This is a genomic window from Bacillus sp. NPDC094077 (assembly GCF_050279465.1).
Taxonomy (GTDB): domain Bacteria; phylum Bacillota; class Bacilli; order Bacillales; family Bacillaceae_G; genus Bacillus_A.
Map to the genome: position 1 here is coordinate 361,072 of NZ_JBNNUF010000005.1, position 13,248 is coordinate 374,319.

The window sequence follows — 13,248 nt, forward strand, 5'->3', positions numbered from 1 at the left end:
TAAAATTTGCCAGACTTCGTTTAAGTTTGTATGCTTAAGCGGAGTCTTTTTTTCTTTTTGTAAGGGAGGAAAAGAAGATATTTACAATTGCGGGGAATCTCTGCAATTGCATCTAGATGTATTGTAATATAAAATAGTTGAACAGGAGTTTAATTTATTATGGAGGTGCTATGTCTAGTATGAATACGAACGAAAGAATCGTGCCCCTCCTACCATTAAGAGGCGTTCTCGTATATCCAACGATGGTTCTGCATCTTGATGTAGGACGTGATAAATCGATACAAGCACTAGAGCAGGCGGCAATGGATGAAAATATCATCTTTTTAGCGATGCAAAAAGAAATGAATATCGATGATCCGAAAGAAGATGACATATATAGTGTAGGTACAGTGGCGAAAGTGAAGCAAATGTTAAAATTGCCGAACGGTACGCTTCGTGTCCTTGTGGAAGGTTTACATAGAGCAGAAGTAATAGAGTTTATCGAAGAAGAAAATGTAGTGCAAGTTTCTATTAAAACGGTAACTGAAGAAGTAGAAGATGATTTAGAAGAGAAAGCTCTTATGCGTACGTTACTGGAGCATTTCGAACAATATATTAAAGTTTCGAAAAAAGTTTCAAATGAAACATTTGCGACGGTAGCTGATGTAGAAGAACCAGGAAGATTAGCTGATCTAATCGCTTCTCACTTGCCGATTAAAACGAAGCAGAAACAAGAAATTTTAGAGATTGTATCTGTAAAAGAACGATTACATACATTGATTTCAATTATTCAAGATGAACAAGAGTTACTTAGCTTAGAAAAGAAAATTGGACAAAAAGTGAAACGGTCAATGGAGCGTACGCAAAAAGAATATTTCTTACGTGAGCAAATGAAGGCGATTCAAACAGAACTTGGCGATAAAGAAGGTAAGGGCGGCGAAGTAGAAGAACTTCGTGGGAAAATTGAACAGTCTGGAATGCCTGAAGAAACAATGCAGGCTGCACTGAAAGAGTTAGATCGTTATGAAAAGTTACCAGGAAGTTCAGCTGAGAGTGGTGTTATTCGCAATTACATCGATTGGTTATTGGCGCTTCCTTGGACAGAAGCAACGGAAGATATGATTGATCTTGCTCATTCGGAAGAAATATTAAATAAAGATCATTACGGTCTTGAAAAAGTGAAAGAGCGCGTACTTGAATATTTAGCTGTACAGAAGTTAACGAACTCATTAAAAGGACCTATTCTTTGTTTAGTAGGACCTCCTGGGGTCGGAAAAACTTCGTTAGCTCGTTCAATTGCAACATCATTGAATCGTAACTTTGTCCGTGTATCCCTTGGTGGTGTGCGTGATGAATCTGAAATTCGTGGTCACCGACGTACATACGTTGGAGCAATGCCAGGACGTATTATTCAAGGTATGAAAAAGGCGAAAACAGTTAATCCAGTCTTCTTATTAGATGAGATTGATAAAATGTCTAACGATTTCCGTGGGGACCCATCAGCAGCATTACTTGAAGTATTAGATCCAGAACAAAACCATAACTTTAGCGATCATTACATTGAAGAGCCATATGATCTATCGAAAGTTATGTTTGTAGCAACTGCAAATACACTTTCAAGTATTCCAGGTCCATTACTTGACCGTATGGAAATCATTTCGATTGCTGGGTATACAGAACTTGAAAAAGTTCACATTGCTCGTGAACATTTATTGCCGAAACAATTAAAAGAGCATGGTTTACGAAAAGGTAATTTACAAGTGCGTGATGAAGCGCTTCTTGAAATTATTCGTTATTATACGCGTGAGGCTGGTGTTCGTACGTTAGAGCGTCAAATTGCAAAAGTTTGCCGTAAAGCAGCAAAAATTATCGTTACAGCAGAACGTAAGCGTGTTGTAGTAACTGATAAAAACATTGTTGATTTACTTGGTAAGCACATATTCCGTTATGGGCAAGCTGAGAAGACAGACCAAGTTGGTATGGCAACAGGTTTAGCTTACACAGCGGCGGGCGGCGATACACTGGCAATTGAAGTGTCTGTAGCACCAGGGAAAGGGAAATTAATTTTAACAGGGAAACTTGGGGATGTTATGAAAGAATCAGCACAAGCTGCGTTTAGCTATATCCGTTCTCGTGCAGAAGAGCTTCATATCGATCCAGATTTCCATGAGAAAAATGATATTCATATTCACGTTCCAGAAGGAGCAGTTCCAAAAGATGGACCGTCAGCAGGTATTACGATGGCAACGGCACTTATTTCTGCACTAACAGGCATTCCTGTAAGTAAAGAAGTTGGTATGACAGGTGAAATAACACTTCGTGGTCGTGTACTACCAATTGGTGGTTTAAAAGAAAAAATATTAAGTGCTCACCGCGCAGGTTTAACAAAAATTATTTTACCAGCGGAAAATGAGAAAGATTTAGATGATATTCCAGAGAGCGTAAAAGAAAACCTTACGTTTGTGCTTGCATCTCATTTAGATGAAGTATTGGAGCACGCATTAGTAGGAGTGAAACAATGAAAGTAACAAAAGCAGATATTGTAATTAGTGCTGTTAAACCAGAACAATATCCAGACAGTGACTTACCAGAAATTGCATTAGCAGGTCGTTCAAATGTCGGGAAGTCTTCCTTTATTAATAAAATTTTAAATCGTAAAAAGTTAGTGCGTATTTCTTCTAAACCAGGAAAAACACAAACACTGAACTTTTTCTTAATCAATGAAATGATGCATTTTGTTGACGTTCCAGGTTACGGATATGCGAAAGTATCTAAAACGGAGCGCGCGGCATGGGGCAAAATGATTGAAACATACTTTACAACACGTGAGCAATTAGACGCAGCTGTACTAGTAGTTGATTTACGTCACCAACCAACAAACGATGACGTGATGATGTATGATTTCTTAAAGCATTATGAAATCCCAACAATTATTATTGCGACGAAGGCCGATAAGATTCCGAAAGGGAAATGGCAAAAGCATTTAAAAGTTGTAAAAGAAACGCTAGACATTGAAAGTGGCGATGAAGTGGTTCTATTTTCTTCTGAAACAGGACTTGGAAAAGAAGAAGCGTGGAAAGCCATTCATAAATTTACAAAAACAAAAAACGCGTGACGGATGTCGCGCGTTTTTTATTTGCTTAAATTTTTTTAGCGTACGTTTAATGTAACCTCAATATTTCCTCTCGTTGCTTTCGAGTAAGGACATACACCGTGAGCAGCTTCTACAAGTTCTTGTGCTTCGGCGTGAGAAACGCCAGCGACATGTACATCAAGTACAGCAGATAGTCCGAAACCACCATCTGTATCTTTTCCGATAGAAACGTGAGCAGTTACTTCTGTACTCTCTACTTTCACACGTTTTGTACGGATGACAAGTTGTAATGCACTATCAAAACAAGCTGCATAACCAGCTGCAAATAGTTGTTCTGGATTTGTTGCCTCTCCGCCTGCACCGCCTAGTGCTTTTGGCATTTTCACATTAAGATTTAATATGCCGTCATCTGAAACTACTTTCCCGTTTCTTCCACCTGTTGCTGTTACTGAAGCAGTATATAATTTATCCATGTTTATTCCCCTTTTCTATCATTAATTGTTTTCATTGTTTCAATTAGTTTATTTAATTGGATTAATAAAGAACGATATTCTTGCCCTGTAATTCCTAAATTTGTAGCCATCGTTGTCGGTAATGAACAAGCCTTTTCTTTTAAATCTTTACCTTGTTCTGTTAATTCAATACAAACTTTTCGCTCGTCTTCTTTGGAACGAACGCGTTTTACAAGTTTTAATGATTCCATTCGTTTTAACATAGGTGTTAAAGTACCAGAATCTAAAAATAAACGTTCGCCAATTTCTTTTACTGTTAGTCCGTCTTGCTCCCATAGTACGAGTAAAGTAATATACTGGGGATACGTAATGCCCATTTCTTCTAAATATGGTCGGTAAAAACGGGTAACCTCCTTAGAGCAGGCATAAATAGAAAAACAAAGTTGGTTATCTAGATGCAAAGAATCTTCTGTCATAAATAACTCCCTTCTAATTGAGTTGTGCACAATTTAATTTTGTAAAATCAATATAACGAAAAAGAAATACAATGTCAAATACATTGTATTGAGAAAGTGTGTGCTACATTTTGGAACAATCATACATATTTTCCTTCATGATGAAAGAAGATAGGAAAGATGATGTTATAATTCATATGGAATAGTTTCCATCACTTGATTATGAGGACTTTTTTTGGTAACGTACAAATAGAGTTGTTAATTTATAATCATTATAAAGTAGAAAATTCTTATTAGTTTTACTGAATCTCCTTCATTACATACGGAGAATAATTAAAAAATAATCGGTTGTTCACACGATTGTCAGATTCATAAGAGGAAAGTTGTATTATGATAGTAGATAAAGTGATAAAACGGGTGAAGGGGGACATGCTGCGTGCATATTCTTGTTGTTAGTGTAAATTATCGAACAGCCCCTGTAGAATTTCGTGAGAAGCTAGCGTTTCAAGCGGCAGAGCTAGAGCAGGCAATGATGACATTACAAAATCAAAAGAGCGTGTTAGAAAATGTCATTGTATCAACTTGTAATCGCACAGAAATTTACGCTGTTGTCGATCAATTACACACGGGACGGTATTATATTAAGAAGTTTTTAGCTGATTGGTTTCAGTTTGAAATAGAAGAGGTCGCACCATATTTAACTATTTTTGAACAAGATGGTGCAATAGATCATTTATTCCGCGTAACGTGCGGTTTAGATTCTATGGTAGTTGGAGAGACACAGATTTTAGGTCAAATAAAAGATAGCTTTTTAGAAGCGCAGCAAGTAAAAGCAACAGGCACAATTTTTAATGAATTGTTTAAGCAAGTCATTACGTTAGCAAAACGTGCGCATTCAGAAACGACAATTGGTGAAAGCGCGATGTCTGTTAGTTATGCCGCTGTTGAGCTTGGAAAGAAAATATTTGGTGAGTTAACAGATTGTCATGTGCTTATTCTTGGTGCTGGTAAAATGGGTGAACTTGCATTGCAAAACTTATACGGAAGTGGTGCTCGTAAAGTAACGGTCATGAATAGAACTCTATCGAAAGCGGAAGTAATGGCTGAGAAATATATGGGGCATGCAAAATCTTTAAGTGAATTGCAATGTGCATTATTAGAAGCCGATATTTTAATTAGTTCAACTGGTGCATCAGAATATGTCATTACGAAAGAGATGATGACAAAAGTAGAGAAAATGCGCTCTGGTCGTCCGTTATTTATGGTGGATATCGCAGTACCACGTGATATTGATCCCGCAATTGATGAACTAGAAGGTTCTTTCTTATATGATATTGATGATTTGCAAGGAGTAGTGGAAGCAAACCGTGCTGAGCGTTTGAAAGAAGCAGAGAAAATTCAATTTATGATTGAAGAGGAAATTGTTTTATTTAAAACGTGGTTAAGTACACTTGGTGTTGTCCCGTTAATATCGGCTCTTCGTGATAAGGCACTTGCTATTCAAAGTGACACGATGGAAAGTCTTGAGCGGAAAATACCAACTCTTAGTGATCGTGAGAAAAAAGTAATTAGTAAGCATACGAAAAGTATTATTAACCAATTATTAAAAGACCCAATTTTAGTAGCGAAAGAATTAGCTGCTGAAGAGGGAGCGCCGGAAAAACTAGCTTTATTTGCGAAGATTTTTGATCTAGAGGTAGAAGAAGTAGAAGTAGAGAGACATACGGAAGAAGTAGAACATAAAAGAGCGTGGACACCATCCGTTCCATCTTTATAATCTGGAAGGATGATCGGATGAGTTTTTTAAATAACAGTATTATTTATCATATTGCAATTATCTTATATGCTTGTAGCATTAGTTTATATTTTATAGATTATTTCCAAAGTAACCGAAAGGCGAACCGATTTGCTTTTTGGTTACTTTCGATTGTATGGGTTCTGCAGTCTATTTTTATGTTGCTTAGGGCCACAGATTCAGAAACGAATCCCATTTTAACTTTATTATCAGGGATTTATTTTTATGTATGGTTATTGATTACGATGTCATTAGTCATTAATCGATTTATGCGCATTGACTTTTTGGTCTTTTTTACAAATGTAGTCGCATTTGGCGTAAGCGCTTTTTCTATTTTTACACCGCTCGGAAAGATGTCGCCAATACTTGCTGAACAATTAGTTTCAGAACTTGTATACGTACATGTCGGTATGGCAATTATTTCTTATGCCACATTTACTGTATCGTTTATTTTTTCTATTATGTATTTATTGCAATACCGCCTATTAAAAAAGAAAAAATGGAATGCGAGATTAAGAAGGTTAGGAAATTTGCCGAAGCTTGAATCTATGTCTTACGGACTAAATTTATTTTCTGTTCCGTTTTTCTTATTAGCAATTATATTAGGATGCATATGGGGATATACAAAATTGGATAATTTCCATTGGTATGATACGAAAGTAATCGGGTCTTTTGTCGTACTACTTACATATTGTGCGGGCTTATATTTACGAGCGGCAGATGTGTTGCAAGGTAAGAAAATTGTGCAGTGGAATATCGGGGCATTTCTCGTAATGCTAGTTAACATTTTTCTATTAAGCAGTTTATCTAATTTCCACTTTTGGTATTTATAATGAGGAGAGAGAATTATGCGCAAAATTATTGTAGGTTCACGAAAGAGTAAACTAGCATTAACACAAACAAATTGGTTTATCGATCAATTAAAAGCGCTTGGTTTACCATATGAATTTGAAGTGAAAGAAATCGTCACAAAGGGTGATGTTATTTTAGATGTTACTCTTTCAAAAGTAGGCGGAAAAGGTTTGTTTGTGAAAGAAATTGAACATGCGTTACTTACGAAAGAAATCGATATGGCTGTACATAGTATGAAAGATATGCCGGCCGTGCTTCCAGAAGGATTAACGATTGGTTGTACACCAAAGCGTGTTGATCCTCGTGATGCTTTTATTTCTAAAGGCGGAGAATCGTTTAAAGAGTTAGCTAAAGGTGCAACGTTAGGAACGAGTAGTTTGAGACGTAGTGCGCAATTATTAGCTGCAAGACCAGATTTACAAGTGAAGTGGATTCGTGGAAACATCGATACACGCTTACGTAAGTTGAAAGATGAAGATTATGATGCGATTATTTTAGCGACAGCTGGATTACAGAGAATGGGCTGGGATGATGAAGTGATTACAGAACATTTAGATGAAATGTTATGTGTACCAGCCGTAGGACAAGGGGCATTAGCGATTGAATGTCGTGAAGACGATAAGGATTTACTGGAGTTGTTATCACATATTAATGATGCAGTAACAGAAAAAACAGTGGCAGCAGAGCGAGTATTCCTTCACAAACTTGAAGGTGGATGCCAAGTTCCAATCGCTGGATATGCAACCCTTAAAGAAAATGATGCAATTGAATTAACTGCGCTTGTCGGTTCTATGGACGGTTCTGTTTTATTGAAAGAGACAGTATTAGGAACTGATCCAGAGCAAGTAGGATTAGAAGCTGCAGACCGTTTAATTAAACAAGGAGCAAAAGAGCTCATCCTTGCTGCAAATAAGGAGCAACAATAAATATGGATGCTCTCGCTGGCAAAACAGTTTTGATTACACGTGCCCAGCATCAAGCGAAACAAATGAGTGTAGCGGTGAAAGAAAGGAGCGGAATTCCATTGGAAATTCCGCTTTTGCGTATGGAAGGCACATCTCAGCAACAAATTCAACGTGCAGCAAGGCAACTACATTCGTATGACTGGGTTATTTTTACGAGTAAAAATGGTGTAGCTTTTTTTCTGGATGGTTTAAGAAAGAAAATACCTTTAGCTATTAAAATTGCTGCAGTGGGTGTGAAAACAAAATTAGAGTTGGAAAAAAGAGGCTATGAAGTTCATTTTGTTCCATCGTCATTTGTCGCAGAGGCATTTGCAGAGGAGTTTGTAAAAGAGTTAAGTGGAAATGAGCGTATTTTATTTCCGAAAGGGAACTTAGCAAGAGATGTAATCCCAGTAAAGTTAAGGGAGTTTGGTGTTTTTCTAGATGAGCTAATCGTATACGGTACGAAAGCGAATATAGAGAAAAAGCAAGAGCTTATAAGTGCATTGAAATTAGGGAAAGTAAATATTATTACTTTTACGAGCCCTTCAACTGTTGATAGTTTTGTTCATTTACTCGAGGGTACAAACTGGAGAGAATGGACAAAAAAATGTACAATTGCTTGTATAGGACCGATAACAGCAAAAGAGGCAAGAAGCTATTTCTCAGAAGTTATCGTACCAGAAAAATACACAATAGAATCGTTAATACAATGCATTTGTGAATCTACTTTACATGCATAATCAAAATAAAAGAATGGGGATAGAAATCTATGAATTCTTTACAATTTAATCGTCATCGTCGTTTAAGACAAAGCGGGGGCATGCGTGCGCTTGTGCGTGAAACTTTTTTACATACAGAAGATTTTATTTACCCTATTTTTGTATTAGAAGGAGAAAATACTCGTAATGAAGTTCCTTCTATGCCAGGCGTATATCAAATCTCTTTAGATTTATTGCAAGCTGAAATGCAAGAAGTTGCTGATTTAGGTATTCGCTCTGTTATTGTATTTGGTTTACCTGCTGAAAAGGATGAAGTTGGATCATCAGCATATTGTGAGCATGGAATTGTACAGCTTGCAATTAAACAAATTAAAGATGAGTTCCCTGAGCTAGTAGTAGTTGCAGATACATGTTTATGCCAATTCACAAGCCATGGTCATTGCGGTGTGATTGAAGATGGCGTTATTTTAAATGATGAGTCTCTTGCAGTTCTTGCAAAAACAGCTGTAAGCCAAGCGAAAGCAGGAGCAGACATTATTGCTCCATCTAATATGATGGATGGATTTGTAACGGCAATTCGTCACGCGTTAGATGAAAATGGTTTTTCACACGTACCAGTTATGTCGTACGCTGTGAAATATTCATCAGCATTTTACGGACCGTTCCGTGATGCAGCACATGGTGCACCGCAGTTCGGTGATCGTAAAACATATCAAATGGACCCAGCAAATCGTATGGAAGCATTCCGTGAAGCAGAATCAGATGTAATGGAAGGGGCCGACTTCTTAATTGTAAAACCAGCTCTTTCTTACTTAGATATCGTTCGTGATGTGAAAAATAACTTTAACTTACCAGTCGTAGCTTATAACGTAAGTGGTGAATATTCTATGATTAAAGCAGCAGCACAAAATGGCTGGATTAACGAAAAAGAAGTTGTATTAGAGAAGTTAATAAGCATGAAGCGCGCAGGAGCAGACTTAATTATTACATATCATGCAAAAGATGCGGCAAGATGGTTACAAGAAGGAGGCGCTAAATAATGAAAAAATTTGATAAGTCGATTGCGGCGTTTGAAGAGGCACAAGACTTAATGCCTGGAGGCGTAAATAGCCCTGTTCGTGCTTTTAAGTCTGTTGGTATGAATCCGTTGTTTATGGAGCGTGGAAAAGGCTCTAAAGTATATGATATCGATGGTAATGAATACATCGATTACGTATTATCGTGGGGACCTTTAATTCATGGTCATGCGAACGATCGTGTTGTTGAGGCTTTAAAAGCTGTTGCTGAAAAAGGAACAAGCTTTGGTGCACCAACAGAAATTGAAAATAAACTAGCAAAACTTGTTATTGAGCGCGTGCCATCGATTGAGATTGTACGTATGGTTAACTCTGGAACAGAGGCGACAATGAGTGCGCTACGTTTAGCACGTGGTTATACAGGGCGTAACAAAATTTTGAAATTTATTGGTTGTTACCACGGTCATGGCGATTCGTTATTAATTAAAGCTGGTTCTGGTGTGGCGACTCTAGGCTTACCAGATAGCCCTGGTGTACCAGAAGGTGTAGCGCAAAATACGATTACAGTAGCTTATAATGATTTAGAAAGTGTGAAATATGCTTTTGAACAATTCGGCGATGATATTGCTTGTGTAATTGTAGAACCAGTAGCAGGGAATATGGGGGTTGTTCCTCCACAACCAGGATTTTTAGAAGGTCTTCGTGAAGTAACAGAACAAAACGGTGCATTGCTTATTTTTGATGAAGTAATGACAGGATTCCGAGTGGCGTATAATTGCGGACAAGGTTACTACGGTGTAACACCTGATTTAACTTGTTTAGGTAAAGTGATCGGCGGGGGCTTACCGGTAGGAGCATACGGTGGTAAAGCAGAAATTATGCGCCAAGTTGCGCCGAGCGGACCGATTTACCAAGCTGGTACTTTATCGGGGAACCCACTTGCAATGGCAGCGGGTTATGAAACGTTAGTACAATTAATACCCGAATCATATGTAGAATTTGAGCGTAAAGCAGAAATGTTAGAAGCTGGACTACGTAAAGCGGCTGAAAAACATGGCATTCCTCATTATATTAACCGTGCAGGTTCTATGATTGGTATTTTCTTTACAGATGAGCCAGTTATTAATTACGATGCAGCAAAATCTTCAAACTTAGAATTCTTTGCGGCTTACTATCGTGAAATGGTGGAACAAGGTGTATTCTTACCACCATCCCAATTTGAAGGTTTATTCTTATCGACAGCACATAGCGATGCGGATATTGAAGCGACGATTGCAGCGGCTGAAATTGCAATGTCAAAGTTAAAAGCATAATCTATTAGAGAAAATCGCTCTCCATAAGGGGAGCGATTTTTTTTATTCATAAAGTAGGCTTTAGATACATAAATCTGTAATGACATATAGTTTGGGAGGGGGAAAAGAAGTGACAACAGATCATTCGTTACGATTTTCATTAAAAGAATCTGTTTGGTTCCAAAAAGGACAGGAAGTCGAAGAACTTTTGTCAATTTCGTTAGATCCAGACGTTGAGATAGAAGAGCTTGATCATGAAGTTATCGTGAGAGGGCAGTTAGATTTAACGGGAGAGTATGTTGCACGGCAAGATGACTCAGTTTATTCATTAAGAGAGCTATCACCAGCAAAGTCAATTGATTATGTAGAAACAAGAGAAGATGGCGTTAATGAGCTTGTTCATTCCTTTCCGCTTGAAATATCAATTCCGAGAAATCGAGTGAAAGTAATTGAAGAATTATACGTATCGATTGAGGAATTTGATTATGAATTAAAAGAAAATGGTTGCTTACAATTATTAGCGGATATATCTATTACAGGTTTATGTGATGAGGAAAGAATCGAGGAAGAAGCTGAAGAGGAAGAGGAAGAAACGGCGTATGCTGAGTTAAAAGATGAGCCAGCTAAAGAGGATGAAAATAGACCTGCACCGCATGTAGAAGAACCAGCCTATAAGGAATCGGATGAGTGGGAAGATTATGCATTTGAACCGTTCCAACTAGAAGAAAGAAAAGAGCAAGAGCAAGAACAAGAACTGGAAGAAGAGGAGGTTGAAGAACATGAATTTGTGGAGCGTGTAGAGGAACAAGAAACGACGCCGCAATTTGAATTGTTCGGACGAAAAGATTTCAAGAAAGAAAAAGTGAAAAAGCAGGAAGAGCAAGAAGAAGCGTACTCGCAGCGAGACGAAAATGCGCTTTATTTAACAAAAATATTTACGAAAGAACCGGAAGAAGAATTTACAAAGTTAAGGATGTATTTCGTGCAAGAAGGGGATACAATCGAATCTGTTGCAGAACGTTATGAAACGTCTGTACAAAATTTATACCGTGTCAATCAAACAGAAGATATATATTTAACTGCGGGACAAATTATTTATATTCCCGTTTCAAGGGCAAAGGCGAAATAAGGGAGTGGGTGTTTTCACTCACCTCTTTTCTTTTCCTAGAGGCTATGTTTTGAATAGAAAGGGTTATTCGTATGGATATGGAATTACGAAATCGCTATGAACCCATTGTAAGGCAATATAGATTGGATACGCAGCATATGGAAGAGCACGGAAGTGTAATGAAAATTTACACGAATCAAGGTCCATATGCGTTGAAGAAAATAGAGGGCAGCAAGTTAGAGCGGAATAATTTTCTGCATCATATTCAATATTTGAAGGAGAAAGGTTTTTCAAATTATGTACCTATATACCATGCGACGGATGGAAATTATATTTTAAGTGACGGGACGTATAATTATTATTTAATGCCTTGGTTAGAGCGTGCGGAAGGAAACGGCGAAGATAACGATCAATATCATAAAATGTTTCAGACACTTGGAATGTTACATCAAAAAACGGTGAAAGAAGAAACGTATACAGAAGAAGATTTAGAAAAACATTATACAAATATATCTGACCGTTGGGAAAATGATGGTGAGATGTTAGAAGAGTTTCTTGTAGAATCTGAATCGAAGTGGTATATGTCTCCGTTTGAATTGCAATATTGTACGTACTATCATCATGTAATGAGGGCGCGTGAATTTGCAACGAAGCAATTAAATGAGTGGAACGATGCGATGAAAGAAAAAGAAAAAACACGTATTACTTTTGTGCATGGTAACGTGTCACTTAATCACTTTTTATTTGACTATGAGCGAAATGGTTATTTTATTAGTTTAGAAAAATCGAAGTTTGCAACGCCTGTACAAGATATAGTAGGTTTTTATTCTCGTTCTTTAAACACATATCCAATTGCGCGAAGTGATCGGTTTGAATGGTATCAAATGTATCAAAAAAATTTTCCATTTACGAAAGAAGAGCAACTGCTCATGTTTGCTTATATGACGTATCCATCGCAATTTATTCGACAAATCCAATCTTATAAGAAAAGAAGAGAGAGTCGCAATGAGAAAAATGAACTTCGCGGAGTAAAGAGCTTGCAACAATCACATTGGCTCGTTAGTAATATAGAATATTTCCTTTCACAATTACAAGCTGCTCAGCAAGGGAACGGATAAAGTGAAACTTTAATCAGTTGGGGTTTTGTTCATCCCCCACTGATTATCAGCCCGCACCAATCGGGCGTTTACGGGCAGCCCGACTCCCACCTAACTTCTTTGCTTCAGCCGAATTTTGAGGTGGGGGTCTTACTGCCCGCAAATAGCGGGATAAAAAAGATAAGTAGAGGATAATCTGTACCCTTTGTAAAGGACATTTTAAAAAAAGTTAGGCAACATCAAGAAGATGATTTCTGTATTCAACAGGAGTCATCTTTTTTAAATTCCATTGATATCTATAGTGATTATAGTACGTCATATATTTTTTAATCTCTTGTTTCAACTCGGTAAAAGACTCGCGAGTTTCTATATGTGCCTCATCTTTCAGATGACCAAAAAACGATTCTTGTGGGGCGTTATCCCAACAGTTTCCTCTTCTTGA

The 13,248-nt window shown here is 37.5% G+C and carries 13 protein-coding genes; 10 read left to right on the plus strand and 3 right to left on the minus strand.

Annotated elements, in window-relative coordinates; all coding sequences use genetic code 11:
- Nucleotides 1-170: 170 nt before the first annotated feature.
- Together lon and ysxC are read left to right on the plus strand one after the other, a co-directional pair.
- Nucleotides 171-2,501 (plus strand): endopeptidase La, encoded by a 2,331-nt coding sequence (gene lon, locus ACQKNR_RS16060; RefSeq protein WP_427318731.1) that lies wholly within the window; start codon nucleotides 171-173, stop codon nucleotides 2,499-2,501.
- Entirely contained in the window at nucleotides 2,498-3,094 is a 597-nt protein-coding gene (gene ysxC, locus ACQKNR_RS16065; protein WP_427318732.1) for a ribosome biogenesis GTP-binding protein YsxC, read from the plus strand. Before lon ends, ysxC begins: the two co-directional genes overlap by 4 nt.
- A gap of 35 nt (nucleotides 3,095-3,129) precedes the next feature.
- Here the strand turns inward: ysxC and ACQKNR_RS16070 are convergent, their stop codons facing one another.
- Nucleotides 3,130-3,546: an organic hydroperoxide resistance protein gene (locus tag ACQKNR_RS16070; protein ID WP_427318733.1), complete on the minus strand. Its 417-nt coding sequence runs from the start codon at nucleotides 3,544-3,546 to the stop codon at nucleotides 3,130-3,132.
- 2 nt (nucleotides 3,547-3,548) lie between these two features.
- Nucleotides 3,549-4,001 (minus strand): MarR family winged helix-turn-helix transcriptional regulator, encoded by a 453-nt coding sequence (locus tag ACQKNR_RS16075; RefSeq protein WP_427318734.1) that lies wholly within the window; start codon nucleotides 3,999-4,001, stop codon nucleotides 3,549-3,551.
- A gap of 415 nt (nucleotides 4,002-4,416) precedes the next feature.
- On the opposite strand from ACQKNR_RS16075, the gene hemA reads away from it, so the two are divergent.
- The 8 genes from hemA (at nucleotide 4,417) to ysxE (ending at nucleotide 12,827) form a co-directional block, all read left to right on the plus strand.
- On the plus strand, nucleotides 4,417-5,757 hold the full coding sequence (hemA, locus tag ACQKNR_RS16080) for a glutamyl-tRNA reductase (RefSeq protein WP_427318735.1): 1,341 nt from the start codon (nucleotides 4,417-4,419) through the stop codon (nucleotides 5,755-5,757).
- Nucleotides 5,758-5,774: 17 nt separating this feature from the next.
- The gene (locus ACQKNR_RS16085) at nucleotides 5,775-6,608 is read left to right on the plus strand and encodes a cytochrome c biogenesis protein (protein ID WP_427318736.1); all 834 of its coding nucleotides are present in this window, start codon (nucleotides 5,775-5,777) and stop codon (nucleotides 6,606-6,608) included.
- Nucleotides 6,609-6,623: 15 nt separating this feature from the next.
- Entirely contained in the window at nucleotides 6,624-7,553 is a 930-nt protein-coding gene (gene hemC / locus ACQKNR_RS16090; RefSeq protein ID WP_427318737.1) for a hydroxymethylbilane synthase, read from the plus strand.
- Nucleotides 7,554-7,555: 2 nt separating this feature from the next.
- Nucleotides 7,556-8,314: a uroporphyrinogen-III synthase gene (gene hemD, locus ACQKNR_RS16095; RefSeq protein ID WP_427318738.1), complete on the plus strand. Its 759-nt coding sequence runs from the start codon at nucleotides 7,556-7,558 to the stop codon at nucleotides 8,312-8,314.
- Between the two features lie 29 nt (nucleotides 8,315-8,343).
- The gene (hemB, locus tag ACQKNR_RS16100; RefSeq protein ID WP_427318739.1) at nucleotides 8,344-9,333 is read left to right on the plus strand and encodes a porphobilinogen synthase; all 990 of its coding nucleotides are present in this window, start codon (nucleotides 8,344-8,346) and stop codon (nucleotides 9,331-9,333) included.
- Nucleotides 9,333-10,622: a glutamate-1-semialdehyde 2,1-aminomutase gene (gene hemL / locus ACQKNR_RS16105; protein WP_427318740.1), complete on the plus strand. Its 1,290-nt coding sequence runs from the start codon at nucleotides 9,333-9,335 to the stop codon at nucleotides 10,620-10,622. The genes hemB and hemL overlap by 1 nt, the downstream gene beginning before the upstream one ends.
- 79 nt (nucleotides 10,623-10,701) lie before the next feature.
- Nucleotides 10,702-11,730 carry a stage VI sporulation protein D gene (gene spoVID / locus ACQKNR_RS16110; protein ID WP_427318741.1) on the plus strand — a complete coding sequence of 343 codons (1,029 nt, stop codon included), beginning with the start codon at nucleotides 10,702-10,704 and terminating at the stop codon, nucleotides 11,728-11,730.
- Between the two features lie 71 nt (nucleotides 11,731-11,801).
- Nucleotides 11,802-12,827, plus strand: coding sequence for a spore coat protein YsxE (ysxE, locus tag ACQKNR_RS16115; protein WP_427318742.1), 1,026 nt, complete (start codon nucleotides 11,802-11,804; stop codon nucleotides 12,825-12,827).
- A gap of 208 nt (nucleotides 12,828-13,035) precedes the next feature.
- Here ysxE and ACQKNR_RS16120 read toward each other — a convergent pair.
- A partial coding sequence (locus ACQKNR_RS16120) for an IS3 family transposase (protein WP_427318743.1) occupies nucleotides 13,036-13,248 on the minus strand: 213 nt, incomplete at its 5' end.

Excerpts from the sequence above, each read along its gene's own strand:
- ACQKNR_RS16085 (WP_427318736.1), top strand. The coding sequence starts at position 5,775 with ATGAGTTTTTTAAATAACAGTATTATTTATCATATTGCAATTATCTTA.
- ysxE (WP_427318742.1), top strand. The coding sequence starts at position 11,802 with ATGGATATGGAATTACGAAATCGCTATGAACCCATTGTAAGGCAATAT.
- hemL (WP_427318740.1), top strand. The coding sequence starts at position 9,333 with ATGAAAAAATTTGATAAGTCGATTGCGGCGTTTGAAGAGGCACAAGAC.
- spoVID (WP_427318741.1), top strand. The coding sequence starts at position 10,702 with ATGACATATAGTTTGGGAGGGGGAAAAGAAGTGACAACAGATCATTCG.
- ACQKNR_RS16075 (WP_427318734.1), bottom strand. The coding sequence starts at position 4,001 with ATGACAGAAGATTCTTTGCATCTAGATAACCAACTTTGTTTTTCTATT.
- ysxC (WP_427318732.1), top strand. The coding sequence starts at position 2,498 with ATGAAAGTAACAAAAGCAGATATTGTAATTAGTGCTGTTAAACCAGAA.
- lon (WP_427318731.1), top strand. The coding sequence starts at position 171 with ATGTCTAGTATGAATACGAACGAAAGAATCGTGCCCCTCCTACCATTA.
- hemC (WP_427318737.1), top strand. The coding sequence starts at position 6,624 with ATGCGCAAAATTATTGTAGGTTCACGAAAGAGTAAACTAGCATTAACA.
- hemB (WP_427318739.1), top strand. The coding sequence starts at position 8,344 with ATGAATTCTTTACAATTTAATCGTCATCGTCGTTTAAGACAAAGCGGG.
- hemD (WP_427318738.1), top strand. The coding sequence starts at position 7,556 with ATGGATGCTCTCGCTGGCAAAACAGTTTTGATTACACGTGCCCAGCAT.
- ACQKNR_RS16070 (WP_427318733.1), bottom strand. The coding sequence starts at position 3,546 with ATGGATAAATTATATACTGCTTCAGTAACAGCAACAGGTGGAAGAAAC.